At 71.1% G+C, this 16,383-nt stretch carries 11 protein-coding genes; 7 read left to right on the top strand and 4 right to left on the bottom strand.

Annotation, left to right across the window (positions count from 1 at the left end):
• Positions 1-1,113, bottom strand: a complete 1,113-nt coding sequence (locus tag ACWEOH_RS05455; RefSeq protein WP_452028932.1) for a diacylglycerol/lipid kinase family protein — start codon at positions 1,111-1,113, stop codon at positions 1-3.
• Between the two features lie 264 nt (positions 1,114-1,377).
• On the opposite strand from ACWEOH_RS05455, the gene ACWEOH_RS05450 reads away from it, so the two are divergent.
• Positions 1,378-4,677: a rhamnogalacturonan lyase family protein gene (locus tag ACWEOH_RS05450; protein WP_452028930.1), complete on the top strand. Its 3,300-nt coding sequence runs from the start codon at positions 1,378-1,380 to the stop codon at positions 4,675-4,677.
• A 183-nt stretch (positions 4,678-4,860) separates the two neighbouring features.
• On the top strand, positions 4,861-5,655 hold the full coding sequence (locus tag ACWEOH_RS05445) for an aldo/keto reductase (RefSeq protein WP_452031860.1): 795 nt from the start codon (positions 4,861-4,863) through the stop codon (positions 5,653-5,655).
• Positions 5,656-5,743: 88 nt separating this feature from the next.
• Here the strand turns inward: ACWEOH_RS05445 and ACWEOH_RS05440 are convergent, their stop codons facing one another.
• Positions 5,744-6,028, bottom strand: a complete 285-nt coding sequence (locus tag ACWEOH_RS05440) for a hypothetical protein (RefSeq protein ID WP_452028928.1) — start codon at positions 6,026-6,028, stop codon at positions 5,744-5,746.
• Positions 6,029-6,221: 193 nt separating this feature from the next.
• Here ACWEOH_RS05440 and ACWEOH_RS05435 point away from each other — a divergent pair, with 193 nt between their 5' ends.
• The 3 genes from ACWEOH_RS05435 to ACWEOH_RS05425 all read left to right on the top strand — a co-directional run bounded on the left by ACWEOH_RS05435 (position 6,222) and on the right by ACWEOH_RS05425 (position 9,879).
• On the top strand, positions 6,222-8,096 hold the full coding sequence (locus tag ACWEOH_RS05435) for a DEAD/DEAH box helicase (RefSeq protein WP_452028926.1): 1,875 nt from the start codon (positions 6,222-6,224) through the stop codon (positions 8,094-8,096).
• A gap of 124 nt (positions 8,097-8,220) precedes the next feature.
• Positions 8,221-8,784 carry a hypothetical protein gene (locus ACWEOH_RS05430; RefSeq protein ID WP_452028924.1) on the top strand — a complete coding sequence of 188 codons (564 nt, stop codon included), beginning with the start codon at positions 8,221-8,223 and terminating at the stop codon, positions 8,782-8,784.
• A gap of 150 nt (positions 8,785-8,934) precedes the next feature.
• Entirely contained in the window at positions 8,935-9,879 is a 945-nt protein-coding gene (locus ACWEOH_RS05425; protein ID WP_452028922.1) for a phosphodiesterase, read from the top strand.
• Between the two features lie 140 nt (positions 9,880-10,019).
• Here the strand turns inward: ACWEOH_RS05425 and ACWEOH_RS05420 are convergent, their stop codons facing one another.
• Together ACWEOH_RS05420 and ACWEOH_RS05415 are read right to left on the bottom strand one after the other, a co-directional pair.
• Positions 10,020-11,030 carry a hypothetical protein gene (locus ACWEOH_RS05420; protein ID WP_452028920.1) on the bottom strand — a complete coding sequence of 337 codons (1,011 nt, stop codon included), beginning with the start codon at positions 11,028-11,030 and terminating at the stop codon, positions 10,020-10,022.
• A 203-nt stretch (positions 11,031-11,233) separates the two neighbouring features.
• Positions 11,234-12,979 (bottom strand): stealth family protein, encoded by a 1,746-nt coding sequence (locus tag ACWEOH_RS05415; protein ID WP_452028918.1) that lies wholly within the window; start codon positions 12,977-12,979, stop codon positions 11,234-11,236.
• Positions 12,980-13,241: 262 nt separating this feature from the next.
• Between ACWEOH_RS05415 and ACWEOH_RS05410 the strand changes: the two genes are divergently transcribed.
• Both ACWEOH_RS05410 and ACWEOH_RS05405 read left to right on the top strand, forming a co-directional pair.
• Complete coding sequence (locus ACWEOH_RS05410; RefSeq protein ID WP_452028917.1) at positions 13,242-14,672, top strand: NtaA/DmoA family FMN-dependent monooxygenase; 1,431 nt, start codon at positions 13,242-13,244, stop codon at positions 14,670-14,672.
• 67 nt (positions 14,673-14,739) lie between these two features.
• Complete coding sequence (locus tag ACWEOH_RS05405; RefSeq protein ID WP_452028915.1) at positions 14,740-16,377, top strand: TIGR04028 family ABC transporter substrate-binding protein; 1,638 nt, start codon at positions 14,740-14,742, stop codon at positions 16,375-16,377.
• Positions 16,378-16,383 lie beyond the last annotated feature (6 nt).

Here is a 16,383-nt window from a genome sequence, read left to right as displayed (position 1 = left end):
TTACGTCGAAATTCCCGTGGTGTCGGACGTCACCTCGCCCGGCAGCACCTCGCCATCGCCCGCGCCGGGCCCGGCGTCTCCCGGCGGCGGCTGGTCGGGCTGCGACTCGCGTCGTTCGTGCGGCTCGGCACGCTCCTCGCTCGGATGCCGCTCACCCGGCGGCACGCGCACGGTGAGCCCGCCGGCGTCGACCCACGTGCGGAGGGCGCGGGCGCGCCCGAAGCCGTCGCCGTCGAGCTCGATCTCCTCGGGGTGGCTCAGCACGACCTCGAGGCGTCGGCCCTTGACGTAGCGGAGCGCGTCGACGTCGCGGCCGACGAGCCCGCTGCCCCACCGCGTGCGACGCAGCACGCCGTTCTCCCAGATCACCTTGCCCATGATCTGCAGCCAGCCCCAGGCGCTCTCGGGCCGGAGGAAGACCGCCTCGAACCGGCCGTCGTCGATCGCGGCGCTGGGCAGCAGCAGGATGTTCGCCGGCAGCGACCCGCAGTTGCCGATGATGAGCGTGTGGGCGGAGACGGCACGGATGCGATGCCGGTCGAGCCGGTAGCGCATGCGCATGCGGTTCTCGTCGCGCAGCGCCGTGCGGATGGCGGCGACGTAGGCGAGCCAGCCCATCTTCGCCTTCAGCTCCTCGTCGGTGTTCGAGAGCATCTTGGCGTCGAGCCCGAATCCGGCCATCACGAGGTACGCCGCGCGGTCGGTCGAGCCGTCCTCCCTGCGCAGCTCCGCCCAGGCGAGGTCGATGCGCCGGTCGGCGCCCGCGAAGGCGACGTGGATCGAGTTCTCGAGGTCGTCGAGCGTGAGGTCGAGGTTGCGGGCGAGCAGGTTGCCGGTGCCCGAGGGCAGCAGCGCGAGCGAGGTCGACGTGCCGCCGAGCACCTCGGCGACGGCGCGGATGGTGCCGTCGCCGCCGGCCGCGATGACCATGTCGGCACCCGCCTCGAGCGCTGCCTTCGCCTGGCCGCCACCGGGGTCGTCGACGGAGGTCTCGTACCAGAGCGTCTGGTCCCAGTCGGCCGCTGCGGGCTCGGCGGCGATCGCGCGACGGAGCTCGTCGCCGTCGATCTTCACAGGGTTGTACACCACGGCTGCACGTGATCGGGAGGGCATGCGCCGAGCCTACGGGCGGGTCGTCGGGCATCTCGAGGCCTTGACGGCGGCCGCACGGCATGTCAAAACCGAGCACCTGAATCGTTTCGATTCGCTCTTGACACCCTCATGGCTCGGGCATAGTTTCGAGGTTGGAAAGCGTATTCCTGCCATGTCCCTCGACGGCGAGCGATGGCCACCACCACCCTGCTCGACGGGCGATCAGTCATGCCCCGGAACACGCTGGGCACGGAAACCCAGTCACTTTCGACGAAGAAGGCAGGCATGGTCACGTCCACGTCATCACCCAGATCCACCACGCGAAATCCATGGCGCAAAGCCCTCCCGCTCACCGTCTCGGTGGCCGTGGGGCTGTCGCTGTTCGGCGCCAGCGTTCCCGCTGCCGCCGCCCCCGAGTCCGACCTGCGCCCGATGGAGTACCTCACTCGCGGCCTGGTCGCGGCCCAGTCCGCCGACGGCATCTTCCTCAGCTGGCGCTTCCTGGGCGACGAGCCCAACGGCCTCTCGTGGAACGTCTACCGCAAGGACGGTGGCGCGGACTTCCAGAAGATCGCGACCATCGATCCGCGCGACGTCCAGCCCGAGAGCGACTACGACACGAACCCGGGCGTCGTGAAGGAGGACAGCACCCCGTCGAACTACACCGACCCCGACGGCGTCCTCACCTCCGTCTATGAAGTCGCGCCGGTCATCCACGGCGTCGAGGGCGAGCGGCAGGGCATGAGCGTGCCGATGCTCTCGGCCCTGGCCGGAGGCGCGGGGCAGGCGAACCGCGGTGCGGTGCACTACATCCCGCTGAAGCCCGCGCCGGCCCCCGTGCCGCTCGCGCACTTCACCTACCGCGGCACCGCCAACGAGTTCGGCGGTCCGAACCGGAACCTCAGCGCGGCCAGCATGGTCGTCCCCGGAACCGGTGGCCAGAACTGGTACGTCGTCGACATGGACCTGCTGAAGGGCTTCCGGTCGGCGTTCGAGGAGCAGACCGCGGTGACGCAGGAACAGCTCGACGGCTGGGTCGCCGCGCTGAACCAGAAGAACACGACGCCCAACGCCCTCGGCATCGCCACCTACGCGGCACCGCGACCGCTGACGAACGGCCTCGTCGACGGCAGGATCACCCAAGTGCTCTACGACGAGCTCGAGGGCGAGTTCATCAAGTACGTCGAGAACCTCGACTCCGGCACGTCCCTTCCGTATGCGAAGACCGAGTCCGGCGCGATCGCGACGGGGCTGAGCGGCGCGTACTCCACGCACGACATGACGGTGGGCGACTTCGACGGCGACGGCGAGTACGAGATCGTCGTGAAGTGGCGCAGCACCCAGGTCGACCCGATGTACTCGGAGCCGATCTTCGGCGGCGCCAACACCACGACCGCGCCCGAGTACGTCGACGTCTACAAGCAGGACGGCACCCTGCTGTTCCGCGTCGACATGGGCTACAACGTGCGTGCGGCCAACGACCACGAGACCACCCTGTTCGCCGAGGACTTCGACGGTGACGGCACGTCGGAGCTCATGCTCAAGACCGCGCTCGGCACCCGGATCGGCAACTGGGACGAGGCCTCGCAGTCGGTCGTGTACCCCGACACCCTCGACACCGTGGTGGGCGGCGACGACGGCCTGGCCACGACCACGGAGAAGTTCAAGGAGTACTTCGCCACCGGCGACGACCAGGCGCTCGACACCTACTGGTCGCTCCTGAACAGCTTCAGCATCGCCTACCGCAGCCCGACCGCCGGCGGCGGCAACGACGGACCCAACGACCCGGCGGTGAAGCGCTGGATCAAGACGTACTACGTCGGTCCGATCGGCCCCGCCAAGGACGACCAGGAGTTCTTCTCCGCGTTCGAGTGGGACCCGGATGCCGCCAAGGGCGTGCTCGTCGACAGCGAGACGTACCCGTTCCCGTACCGGGCGAGCGTGGACGGGGAGAACTGGGCCATGACGCCCGCTTCCCAGCGCGGCAACTACTCGTACCTGGCCTACCCGGGCCCCGGCGCGGGCACATCGACGAGCGACTACAAGGCGCAGATCCTCGCCGAGTCGGAGGTCTACTGGCTGGAGCACCCGTGGAAGGCCGCCTCGTACGGTGACGCGCAGGGCAACCGCCCGAACCGCTATGTCGGCGTCGTGGCCGCCCTCGACGGCGTGAACAACTACGCCGTCTCCCAGCGCGGGTACTACCACCGGACGACCCTCGCCGCATTCAACCTCGTGGATGGCCAGGTCCAGCTGCAGGCGAGCTTCGACTCGGCGGACCCGCAGTACTGGTCGCTCGGCGGCAGCGCCTACGACTACCAGAATCGCGGCAACCACTTCACGGCCTCGGCCGACCTCGACGGCGACGGCTGGGACGAGGTCGTGCTGAAGGCGATGGTCCTCGGCCTGAACGCCGACAAGACCAAGATCCTCCCGAAGGTGCTCAACGGCGATGTCATGCCCACGATCGAGGGGCAGGACGGCGTGCCGCCGGTCGCCGGCGAGTTCCAGTTCGCCACCGACGAGGTGCGGAACAACCCGCTCAACCAGTGGGCTCCGCTCCGCCACGGCGACCGCAGCGCGCTGCTGCCGGTCGACAAGGAGGACAACATCCGCGAGTGGTCGGGTATGGAGGAGCACCTCCTGGACGACATCCGCACGGGTGTGCACAGTGGCTGGATCCCCGGACCGGCCGGCTACGACCCCATGAAGGGGAAGCGCCTCGACGAGCAGGGGGAGGTCGTCTACGAGAACTCGCTGATCTACGGCACCTACTCCGGCAGTGACGACGAGGGCAGCGTGGCGGGCAACTTCTCCAACCGGTGGCCGGGCGCGCAGGCCGGCTCGGCCGGCGCGACGCGTGAGGTCAGGAGCATGGTCACGGGCGAGATCCTGACGACCACCTCCAGCGCTCGCGGCATCGCGCAGGGCCAGAACGCCATCTGGTTCGGCGGTGGGCTGACCCACATGGCCGTCAACGGTGCCACGGTCAACCGCATCGACGACCAGACGTTCGCGGCCACGTCGTACCTCGCGACGGGCATGACGTCGACCGGCAACAAGAGCACTCCGACGCTCAAGGCCGACATGTTCGGCGATTGGCGCGAGGAGCTCATCCTGCGGGCGAGCGGGAACCGACTGGGCATCGTCACGACGCTGGCGCCGACCGAGTACGGCATCCGCACGCTGATGCACGACCCGATGTACCGCACCGGCGTCGCCAACAAGAACACCGGCTACGACCAGGTCGGATTCGCCGGCTTCTACCTCGGCGACGAGGCGGAGCTGCCGGCGAAGCGGACCGACATCGCCGTGCCGGACCGGACCGGACCGACGGTCGCCGTGAAGCCGGATTCGAAGGGCGAGGACGGGGTCTACCGCTCGGTCTCCTTCCGGTTGTTCGACCTCGGCGGGCTCGCCGAGCTCTCGCTCAACGGGGTGAGCCGGGACCTGGCCGACCGGATCGACGGCACGCTCAACGGCGTCAAGCCCGGTTCATACGGCGCGGTGCTCGGCAGCAACGAGCTGAAGGTGGTCGACGTTGCGGGCAACGTCACGACCGTGACCTTCACGCTGGTCGAGTAGCAGCCCGAAGCTCGACGGAGAGGCCCGGAGGGCCGGTCCACGCGGACCGGCCCTCTCGGGTGTCTCGGGACGGAGTCTCGAGCGGGTTCGGGCGTCGCGGGTCCGCGGCTGACGGGCGATCCCTGCGCGTAGGCTGACGACTCGTGGACGATCGAGCCGCGACCGAGCCCCAGCCCGTGACGCATCCGTTTCTTCGATGCGGCGCGGTCGTACGGGCGGGCCGAGGAGTTCCTCGGGTCGTGGCTCGCCGCACATCCGGGGCGCCGCCCGGAACTCACGGTCGAGTCGAAATGGGGCTACGCCTACGTCGGCGGCTGGCGCATGGACGCCGAGGTGCACGAGCGCAAGGAGCACTCGCTCGGGATGCTCGAGCGGCAGTGGCCCGAGACGCTCGCGGCGCTCGGCGGTCCGCCCGACGTGTACCTCGTGCACTCGCTCAGGCCCGACAGCCCGGCGCTCTCCGACGCGGCGCTGCTCGACCGGCTGCGCGAGCTCGCGGCATCCGGCGTGCGCATCGGCGTCTCGACGAGCGGGCCGGGACAGGCCGACGCCCTCGACGCGGCCCGGATGCTGCCCGACTCGCCGTTCACGGCGGTACAGGCGACGTGGAACCTGCTCGAGCCGTCGGCCGCGCCGGCCCTCGCGAGGGCGCACGACGCCGGGTGGCTCGTCGTCGTCAAGGAGGCGGTCGCGAACGGGCGGCTCACTCCGGCGGGCGACGAGCCGCGCGCGGCCGCGCTCGCCGCCGCCGACGGGCAGGCGATCGACGCCTTCGCGATCGGCGTCGCCCGGGCGCAACCGTGGAGCGACGTCGTGCTCTCAGGTGCCGTCACGGCCGACCAGCTCGCGTCGAACCTCGCGTCGCGAGCGCCGAGCGCCACGGATGCCGCGACCGCCGCGGCATCCGCCGAGTTCGTCGCCCTCGCCGAGGACCCGACCGCCTACTGGGCCGCCCGCAGCGCCCGCGCCTGGACATGACGATGCGCGTGACGACGGCGCCCCGCCGAAGCGGAGCGCCGTCGCGGTGGCGCGGTCCGATCTGCGGCAGGGCGCCGGACCGGTCGGGTCACACCTGCGGCAGGATGTCGAACGCCACGCGGCCGTCCTCATCCACCCGTGCGTCGAGCGTCTTGTCGTCGAGCGCGGTGGTCGCGCTCTCGTCGAGGTAGACGCGGGCATTGCCCTGCTCGACGATGGCGTCGCGCGGCTTGGGCAGCGGCACGATCGATACGCCGAAGTCCGTGGCATCCGGGTTCTCGGCCTCGATCCGCAGTCCGGCCCGCTCGGTGTCGTCGTTGCGGCGCACGATCTCCTCGACGACGGTGGTGGCGGTGTCGGTCAGGGTGAGCATCGTTCCTCCTTCGATCACGAACCGTCCACCATTCCGGATGCCGCGAGAGCTCGCCACCCCTTGCGATCCACGAGCGGATGCCGCACACTTGGCGCCCCTCGGCGGGTCGCTTCGCCCGCCGGTCGCCGGCTCCGGCCGTGGGCTCGGGCTGCCGCCCCGTGACGGCTCCCAGTCGCGCGGACTACCCTGAAGCGTGACTTCAGGCGACGCCCCGGTCGAGGTCGAGGCTCCGGAGGAGCCCGCCACGACGTTCTCCGACCTCGGACTCGAGGGCCCGGTGCTCAAGGCGCTCGACGACGTCGGCTACGAGACGCCCTCCGCGATCCAGGCCGCGACCATCCCGACGCTGCTCGCCGGGCGCGACGTCGTGGGCCTGGCGCAGACCGGCACCGGCAAGACCGCCGCGTTCGCGCTGCCGATCCTCGCGCGCCTCGACCTGTCGCAGAAGACCCCGCAGGCGCTCGTGCTCGCGCCGACCCGCGAGCTCGCCCTCCAGGTCTGCGAGGCGTTCGAGCGCTACGCCGCGCACTTGCGCGACGTGCACATCCTGCCGGTCTACGGCGGCCAGGGCTACGGCGTGCAGCTCTCGGCGCTGCGCCGCGGCGTGCACATCGTCGTCGGCACGCCTGGCCGGATCATGGACCACCTCGACAAGGGCACGCTCGACCTCTCGGAGCTCAAGTACCTCGTGCTCGACGAGGCCGACGAGATGCTGAAGATGGGCTTCGCCGAGGACGTCGAGACGATCCTCGCCGACACGCCCGACGACAAGCAGGTCGCCCTCTTCTCAGCGACGATGCCCGCCGCCATCCGCCGCATGTCGAAGCAGTACCTGCACGACCCCGCCGAGATCACCGTCAAGGCGAAGACCCAGACGTCGGCGAACATCACGCAGCGCTACCTCGTGGTCTCGTACGCGCAGAAGGTGGACGCCCTCACGCGCCTCCTCGAGACCGAGAACTTCGAGGGCATGATCGTGTTCGTCCGCACGAAGAACGTCACCGAGGAACTGGCCGAGCGGCTGCGCGCCCGCGGGTTCTCGGCTGCCGCGATCAACGGCGACATCAACCAGGTGCAGCGCGAGCGCACGGTCAACCAGCTGAAGTCGGGCAAGCTCGACATCCTGGTGGCCACGGATGTCGCGGCGCGCGGCCTCGACGTCGAGCGCATCAGCCACGTGGTGAACTTCGACATCCCCACCGACAGCGAGCCCTACGTGCACCGCATCGGCCGCACCGGACGCGCCGGGCGCACGGGCGACGCGATCAGCTTCGTGACCCCGCGCGAGCGCGGCCTGCTCGCCCGCATCGAGAAGGCCACGCGCCAGCCGCTCGTGCAGATGCAGCTGCCGAGCGTCGACGAGGTCAACGTCACCCGGCTCGCGCGATTCGACGACCGCATCAGCGAGGCGCTCGCGGCATCCGATCGCATCGAGGGCTTCCGCGACATCATCGCCCACTACGTGCGGCACCATGACGTTCCCGAGGTCGACGTGGCGGCCGCGCTCGCCGTCGTCGCCCAGGGCGAGACGCCGCTGCTCATGGAGCCCGAGCCCGAGCGCCCGGCGCGCGCCGAGCGCGGCGCCCGACGGGATCGCGACGACCGGTACGACCGTGACGACCGCGGTGGCCGTGGCGATCGCCGTGACCGCGACGACCGCGGCGGTCGCTACGACGACGAGCGGGACGGCGGCGGTCGCCGGCGTCGCGGCGGCGACGCGAACCTGGCGACGTACCGCATCGCGGTCGGCCGCCGGCACAAGGTCGAGCCTCGCCAGATCGTCGGGGCGCTCGCGAACGAGGGCGGCCTCAGCCGCGAGGACTTCGGCGCGATCCAGATCCGGCCGGAATTCTCGCTCGTCGAGCTTCCCGCCGACCTCTCGCGCGAGACCCTCGAACGGCTCGACGGCACGCGCATCTCGGGCCGGCTCATCGAGCTGCGCCTCGACTCCGGCGGTCCGCGCCGCCGCCGCGACGGGGAGCGGCGGCCGGCCGGCGACCGCCGCCGCGACGGGGACTCCGGGGCACCGGCCGACAAGCCGTACCGGAAGCCGCGTCACCGCTCCTGACGCCCTCGCTCCATTACCACGCGTCCGGCCCGAGTGGAGTCATCCACGCCGTCCGCCTATCCTCGTATGGGCGCTGTCCCCCGAACGGGGCAGCGCGCCGCACGCAACAGGGGGAGGTGGACGCATGACCGACGGGCAGCAGCAGCAACCCGATGAGCCGATGCGCCGACCTCGCGGACGGCACGCGCGGCGCCCCGCGCCAGTGGCGGGAGACGGCTGGCGCGCGAAGGTCGTGGCCGTCGCGGCGCCGGTCGTGGCATCCGTCGAACCCCGTGTCGCGACCGCGGCGGCGTGGCTGTTCGAGCGGCGACTGCACGTGCTCGTCATCTCCGCGACCGCGGCCACCGTCATCATGATCGGCGGCGCGGTGGCGCTCATCTCCATCGCGCGCGGAGGCTCGGCGCCCGACGACGAGGTGGCCAACGTGGTCGAAGGTGTGCGGCCGACGTCGACCGAGACGGGTGAGCCGGGCTCGTACGCGCCCATCCTGCCGAGCCCCGGACCGGAGCAGCACCTCGGACCGTCCACGCCTGGTCCCACCGCAGTGCCCGAGCCGGGCGCCGGAGACGACCCCGCGGTCGACGAGCCGACCGTCGAGGATCCCGTCGAGCCGACGGAGCCCGAGCCCTCCGACACGCGCGGCAACCCGAATGCCCCCGGCCAGACGAAGAAGCCCGTCAAGCCCTGACACCGGTCCGGCGCCGCGCGCCTGCGGTCGCGCCCAACGGTTTCGGCTTCGTCACACTCCCCGTTCATGGCGCGTTCAGATTCGGGTGTTCGGGTAGGTTGAGCGCGACGTCCAGCGTTGCGCGTCACCACCGAACGATGGGAACCCCCAGTGACCATTCGCACGGCCGAGTACCCCCGGCCGGACCATTTCCTCCTCCACATCAGCGACACGCACCTGCTCGCCGGCGGAGGCCGCCTCTACGACCGGGTCGCGAGCGAGCAGCACCTGCGCACGCTCTTCGAGGAGTTCGAGGCATCCGGCGGCCGGCCCGAGGCGATCGTGTTCACGGGCGACCTCGCCGATCTCGGCGAGCCTGACGCGTACGACCGGCTGCGCCGGCTCGTCGACCCCGTGGCCGAGCGGCTCGGCGCGCAGGTGATCTGGGTCATGGGCAACCACGACGACCGCACGGCGTTCCGTCGAGGGCTGCTCGACGACCATGTCGGCGGCTCGCGTCCGGTCGACCGGGTCGACGACGTCAACGGGCTCCGAGTCATCACGCTCGACTCGACCGTGCCCCGACACCACCACGGCGAGGTGACGCCCGACCAGCTCGACTGGCTCGCCGAGGAGCTGTCGATCCCGGCGCCGCACGGCACGATCCTCGCCATGCACCACCCGCCCGTTCCGAGCGTGCTCGACCTCGCGGTGTCGGTCGAGCTGCGGGACCAGGCGGGCCTCGCCGAGGTGGTCGAGGGCAGCGACATCCGTTCGATCATCGCCGGGCACCTGCACTACTCGTCGACGGCGACGTTCGCGGGCGTGCCCGTGTCGGTCGCGTCGGCGAGCTGCTACACGCAGGACCTCAACGTTCCGGTCGGCGGCACCCGCGGCCGCGACGGCGCCCGGGCGTTCAACCTCGTGCACGTGTACCCGTCGACCGTGCTGCACTCGGTCGTGCCGCTCGGATCGTTCCCCGCGCTCGACTGGATCGACGCCGCCGAGAGCGCCCGGCGCCTGGCCGCCGACGGCATCGTGATCCCGGATGCCGCGACCCCTGCGGCCCCGAAGGAGCCCCCGTTCACCATGCCGATCCCGGTGCTCGCGGGCTGAGCGCCCGCCGCGCCTTGCGGATCGCCGCGGAATCCCGTTCGTGCGCCGGAATCCCGTTCGCACGGGATTCCACTGCGCGAGCGGGATTCCGCTGCGTCAGTGTGCACGCAGCGTCAGCGGGATCGCCGCCGCGGGCCGCGTCAGATGAGGATGACCCGCCGCCGAACTCGGGGCACGCCGAGCCGGACGAGGCGCGCTTCGACCGCCTGCTTGCCGAGCATCTCGTCCCAGTCCCATCGGTCGAACCCGGACACCAGGCGCCGGATCGCGTTCTCACGATCCTTCTCGGCGATGACCGTGTCGGCCGCCGCGCGGATGGCGCTCGAAGGGGTTCCAGCGACACGCACCCCGCCGCGATACTTCCCTCGTCCATCTGCTTCGGCACCGACGTCCACCTCGGGCCAGTAGAAGTCGAGGAACGCCTGCTTGCCCAGTTCGGGCAGCCAGAGCTCGCGTTGCAGTTCGGGTGCGGCGAATCCGAGTTCCTCGATGAGCAGGCGGCTGCCGGTCTCGAGCGGCGTGTCGGCGAGCGAGGTCGTTCGACGGAGCACCGCGTCCGCGCGTCGACTGCGCGGGTAGGGCTTCAATCGCTCGTGCTCCGCCTCGAGGCGTTCGAGCGTGGTCAGCGGAGCAGTGCCGCCGAATCGCCCGACGTGCAGCGCGGCATCCGTCGCCGTGAGCGCCCCGACCAGCGGGGCGTGACGAGCGAGTTGGAGCAGGGTGTACTCGACGGATGTTGCGAGGCAGCCGTCGACGGCCGTGAGGTCGAAGGTGCTGGTCTGCGCGACCTCGACCACGCCGGCACGGCGCCGGCCGTGCGCGGTTCGCGACATGGTGTAGACCTCAGTGGGCCATTCCCCGATGATCGGCAAGCCGAGCAGTGCCGCGGCCGAGTAGCTCGTGAAGACCGGGTCGCGGAACGTCCGGGCGACCGCATGGACTCGTGAGAGATGGGCGAGCCGGTCGGCCCGGTCACCGGGGTCGAGCCCTTCAGACCCGGCCGCAGACGGCGTCGCGCGGTAGACGCCGCGCCGAACGGATTGGAGTTCTCCGCGTGCAAGGGCGGCACGCAATTCGCCGAGGCTCCCACTCGCCCGTGCGTCAGCGACGCGGACGAGGCCGTGCTGGTCGAGCGGAAGCGCGTGCGGCATCCCAAGAGCATGACCCGCAGCACGCCGCAAGCCGCGCGACGGACCGCTTCCGTGCACGCGCCGCGAGCAAGCGACCGTGTGGAGGACGGGTCGCCCGCGCTCCGGATGTGGCGGGTCGGCAGCGGAATCCCGATCGCGCGCTGGAATCCCGTTCGAACGGGATTCCAGCGCACGTACGGGATTCCGGCAGCGCCGCGGGGCGGCTACGCCGTGAGCTCCGGCACGTCGGGCGCGGCATCCGCCGGCTTCTCCCACGGCGCCGGGAACGGGAAGTAGCGGTCGAGGAAGTCGATGACGGCCGCGGTGCGCTCCTCGACCGAGATCTCGGGGAAGCTGCCGTCGTTGAGGCAGAACATGTCCATGTCGCGGCGCTTCAGCAGCCGCCGCATCGCGGGCAGCGCGCGCTTCAGCGTCGTCTCGACGTACTTCACCCGCGCGTCGGTCTGCACCACCGCGCGACCCGTGAGCAGCGCGAAGTAGTGGTACAGCGAGTTCGTGACCGAGATGTCGGTCGCCGCGCGGAACCGGCTGGCCGCCGTGCGACGGAAGTCCTCGGGGAACGTCGCCTCGAGGTCGGCCATGACGCTGCGGCGCAGCGGGGCGGCGCAGTGCTCGAGGTGCCGCGTCGTGACCTTGCCGAAGCGCTCGCGCAGCAGCGCGCGGTTCACGCGCGCGGCGTTCTCGAAGCCGCTGCGGGCGGGGTCGGTGTCGCCGAGTCCGATGCGCGTCGTGGCCTCGACGAACTTGGTGATGCCGCCAGGCGAGAAGAACAGGTCGGGCGACACCGGGCGGCCGAAGAACATGTCGTCGTTCGAGTAGAGGAAGTGCTCGGCGAGCCCCTCGATGCGGTGCAGCTGGCTCTCGACGGCGTGCGAGTTGTGCGTCGGCAGCACCGACGTGTCGGCGAACATCTGCTCGCTGCGCACGATGGTGACCTTCGGATGCCGCGCCAGCCAGCTCGGGGCGGGGGAGTCGGTCGCGATGAAGATGCGCCGCACCCACGGCGCGAACAGGTGCACCGACCGGAGCGCGTACTTGAGCTCGTCGATCTGGCGGTAGCGCGCCTCGGAGTCGTCGCCCTCGCCGACCACGTAGCTCTGCATGCGCTTCGCCCGCTCGCGGACGAACTCGTCGCTCGAGCCGTCGACCCACGAGAACACCATGTCGATGTCGAAGTCGACGTCGCTCGCGAGGGGCGCGAACATCTGCTCGAGCGTCGGCCAGTCGCGTCCGTGCAGGTGCACGGTGTCGTCGACCGCCTCGGAGCGCGGCATCGTGCGACGCATGAGCGCGTTCTCGACGGGCGCTTCGATGGTGTCCTCGCCGAACCGCCAGAGCTCGAGCTGCACGCCCGTCGCGCTGCCATAGCGCAGGCGGCCGACGGGCTCGACGCGCGGCCGGTACAGGCGGAGGATGCTCGCCTTGCGGTGCGCCGACAGCTTGCCATCGGCGAGCAGCACCGGGTCGGCGTCGGCGATGCGCTCGGGCGCGATGGTCGCGGCGTAGAACGGCTCGTTCGCGAACGCCTCGGCGAGCGCACGCGCCACGGCCTTGCGGTCGGCGCGGTCGACGGCGATCACGAGCCGCTCGTCGTTGCCCCGCACGAGCAGGTACCCGATCCCGGCCGCGTCGAGTGCGTCACCGACCGCGAGGAGGTCCTCGACCATCGACTCCATGGGCGTCATGTGCCCGTTGCGCAGCGCGTACTGGCCCTTGCGGAGCACGAGGTCGTCGCGGTCGAACCGCGCGGTGCGCGGCGAGGAGGCCACGAGCACGAGCTCCGAGGCATCCGCGAGCCTCACCTGCGGCGGGATCGGCTCGCGTCGCGCGAACGAGTTCCCGGAGTGGTCGAGGTGGTCGGTGGATCGATCGCGGTCGGGACTCGTCACGGACGGAAGGCCTCCAGGGGTCGACGGATCGCACGGAATCGTGCGGGGGTGACCCACCATTCTATCGAGCGGGCGGCGCCCGGCGACGGCTTGACAGGGCGGGCGGCGACGTGCAGCCGCGGGTGCCGCCGGCGGACGCCGACGGCATGCGCGAGTCGTTCTGTGACGGACCCCGAGACCCGAGCGGTGACGCCCGGTGACGCAGGGTGTCGGCGTGTGGCACCTCGTTCCGCCGTGTGACGGGGACCCTCGCGGCATCCGTCGCCCCTCCCTAGCGTCGGCCATCGGAGGTCCTCACATGACTCGACTCATCATCGGTGCCATGGTCCGCGCGATCGGCGCGTACCCCTCGGGCTGGCGCCACCCCGGCGCGCACCGCGACCCGCGCGGCGACGCCGCGGTGCTGCGGCGCGCGGCCGAGGTCGCCGAGGCGGCACGGCTCGACTACCTGTTCTTCGGCGACTGGCTCGCGACCGGCCACGACCTGGAGTTCCGCGACCCCTACCTCGTCGCACGCATCGACCCGATCTCGGCGGTCACCTACCTCGCCGGCATCACGAGCCGGATCGGGCTCATCGCGACCGCGAACACGACGTACGCCGACCCCTACACGCTGGCGCGATCCACCGCCTCGATCGACCTGCTCTCGGGCGGACGCGCCGGCCTCAACCTCGTCACGGGCGCCGAGCCGCGCGCCGCGGGCAACCACGGCCGCGACCATCACCAGGCGAACGACACGCGCTACGACCGCGCCGTCGAGTTCGAGCTCGTGCTGCGCCGCCTGTGGGACTCGTTCGAGGACGACGCGATCGTGGCGGATGCCGCGTCGGGCGTGTACCTCGATCCGTCGCGCCTGCATGCCACCGACTTCCACGGTGCGCACCTCAGCGTGACGGGGCCGCTCAACGTCGCCCGGCCGGTGCAGGGGCACCTCCCGATCGTCCATGCCGGCGCGTCGCCGCGCTCCCGCCTCTTCGCCGCGCAGAACGCCGACCTCGCGCTCGTCGCGGTCTCGGGGCTCGAGCACGGCATCGCGATCCGCGAGGAGCTGCGCGCGCTCGCGTTCGAGTCGGGCCGCGACGACCGCACGCTCAAGGTGATCGCGCCCGTGCTGCCGATCGTCGGCGAGACGCGCGAGCATGCGCAGGCCATCGCCGACGAGCTCAGCGAGCTGCTGCAGATCGCCGAGGACTGGCCCGACGGGCCGCCGGAGGCGTTCCCCGCGAACCGCTCGCTCGCGCAGCTCTCGGTGCTCCTGGGTGTCGACGTGTCGGGGCTCTCGCCCGACCGCGCCGTGACGCCCTCGCTCGTCGCGCAGTTCAGCGCCGCCGGACAGGAGCTCGTCGAGATCGTCGCCGAGCGCACCGGGCGGAGCCCCGCGGGGGAGCGGCCGCCGACCCTTCGGCACCTCGTCGTCGCGGCATCCGTCAACGCGTCGATGGTCGTCGGCACGGCCGCCGAGATCGCCGAGGAGTTCCAGACGTGGGCGGAGGCGGGCGCCGTCGACGGGTTCAACGTGCTGTCGGCCGTGCAGCCCGCCCAGTTCGAGGCGTTCGCGCTCGGCGTCGTGCCCGAGCTGCAGCGACGCGGCGTCTTCCCGACCGAGTACGAGGGCTCGACCCTGCGCGAGCACCTCGGACTGACCCGTCCCGACAACGTGCATGTTGCCCACGGTGACGTGCGATTGCAGCCCGTGACCGACCGTGACGGCGCGGGTCGTCGGCCGGTTGAGCGGGCCACGCGGCATCCGTAGCTTCGACGACCAACCCCCACCAGGGGCCCTCCCTGCACCGTTCCCGACCGAAGGAAAGATCACCGAGATGTCCACGCCACGCATCACCCGCCTCGCCCTCGCGAGCACGGCCGCGCTCGCCGCGGCGGCCCTGCTCGCCTCGTGCGCCGGCCAGGCCCAGTCGACGGATGCCGCAGCCGGCGACCCCGTCGAGGGCGGCACGCTCACCTACCTCGAGCACCAGGCCTACACCACGCTCTACCCGCCGCAGGCCGGCTTCTACCCGAACGGCGGACTCGTCAACAACCTCACGGCCCGCCTCACGTGGCAGGACCCCGACTCGCTCGAGATCGAGCCCTGGGTCGCCACCGAGTGGACCGTCAACGCGGATGCGACGGAGTTCACGTTCGACCTGCGGGACGACGTGACCTTCTCGGACGGCACCCCCCTCGACGCCGCGGCCGTGGCGAAGAACTTCGACACCTACGGCCTGGGTGACACGGAGCTCGGCCTGACCATCTCGGAGGCGATCAACAACTACGCCTCGAGCGAGGTCGTCGACGCGGACACCGTCACCTTCCGGTTCTCGGCGCCCGCGCCCGGCTTCCTGCAGGCGACCTCGACGATCAACTCGGGCCTCGTCTCGACCGCCACGCTCGACCGCAAGCTCGAGGACTGGGGTGCGGGCAACGCCGCCGCGATCATCGGCAGCGGCGCGTTCGTGGCGACCGAGGAGGAGATCGGCACCTCGCTCCGCCTGGAGGCGCGCGAGGACTACGACTGGGCGCCCCCGTCGTTCGAGCACCAGGGCCGGGCGTACCTCGACGCGATCGACGTCGTCGTGACGCCCGAGGACAGCGTCCGCATCGGGTCACTGCTCGCCGGCCAGGCCGACGTCATCCGCTACGTGCAGGCGTTCGACGAGGCGCAGGTCTCGGGGGCCGGCTTCGAGGTGATCGCCGCGCCGACCCGCGGCGTGAACAACTCGCTCGGCCTGCGGTTCACGAACCCGCTGCTCAGCGACCTCCGCGTGCGTCAGGCACTCGTGCACGGCGTCGACGCGCAGGAGGTCGTCGACACGATCTTCACCGAGAACTACCCGGTCGCCACGTCGGAGCTCGCCGCCACCGCGAAGGGCTACGTTGACGAGTCCGAGGGGCTCGAGTACGACCCCGAGCTGTCGGCGGAGCTCCTCGACGAGGCCGGCTGGACCGAGGGCGCCGACGGCATCCGCGAGAAGGACGGACAGCGGCTGTCGCTGACGGTCTACGAGGCGAAGCCGCAGCCGCTCTCGAAGCAGACGCTCGAGCTCGTGGCGCAGCAGCTGAAGGAGATCGGCGTCGAACTCGAGGTGAAGGCCGCCGACTCGGGCAGCTACGCCGAGGACATCCTCGACCCGCTGAAGACCCCGCTCTACCACTCGATGGTCGGACGCGCCGACAACGACGTGATCAAGAGCCAGTACCACACGAAGAACCGCAACACGCTGCTCTCGGACGACGCCGAGCTCGACCGCCTGCTCGAGGCCGTGGCATCCGAGCCCGACGCCGCGAAGCGCGACGAGGCCTCGGCCGCCGTGCAGGACTACCTCACCGATCAGGCCTACGTGATCCCGCTCTTCGAGGAGCCGCAGGTCTACGGCGCGGCGTCGTACGTGCACGGATTCCGCACGGAGTCGGTCGCGCGACCGCTGTTCTACGACACCTGGGTCGAGCAGCAGCAGTAGCTCGCA

The organism is Agromyces sp. NPDC004153, from assembly GCF_053603635.1.
The sequence above is the reverse complement of the archived record's forward strand: the minus strand, read 5'-3'. Positions and strand labels throughout refer to the sequence as shown.

Bases quoted from the DNA above. Each gene is read 5' to 3' on its own strand.
- ACWEOH_RS05455 (WP_452028932.1), bottom strand. From the start codon at position 1,113: ATGCCCTCCCGATCACGTGCAGCCGTGGTGTACAACCCTGTGAAGATC.
- ACWEOH_RS05450 (WP_452028930.1), top strand. From the start codon at position 1,378: ATGGTCACGTCCACGTCATCACCCAGATCCACCACGCGAAATCCATGG.
- ACWEOH_RS05440 (WP_452028928.1), bottom strand. From the start codon at position 6,028: ATGCTCACCCTGACCGACACCGCCACCACCGTCGTCGAGGAGATCGTG.
- ACWEOH_RS05430 (WP_452028924.1), top strand. From the start codon at position 8,221: ATGACCGACGGGCAGCAGCAGCAACCCGATGAGCCGATGCGCCGACCT.
- ACWEOH_RS05420 (WP_452028920.1), bottom strand. From the start codon at position 11,030: ATGCCGCACGCGCTTCCGCTCGACCAGCACGGCCTCGTCCGCGTCGCT.
- ACWEOH_RS05415 (WP_452028918.1), bottom strand. From the start codon at position 12,979: ATGGTGGGTCACCCCCGCACGATTCCGTGCGATCCGTCGACCCCTGGA.
- ACWEOH_RS05410 (WP_452028917.1), top strand. From the start codon at position 13,242: ATGGTCCGCGCGATCGGCGCGTACCCCTCGGGCTGGCGCCACCCCGGC.
- ACWEOH_RS05405 (WP_452028915.1), top strand. From the start codon at position 14,740: ATGTCCACGCCACGCATCACCCGCCTCGCCCTCGCGAGCACGGCCGCG.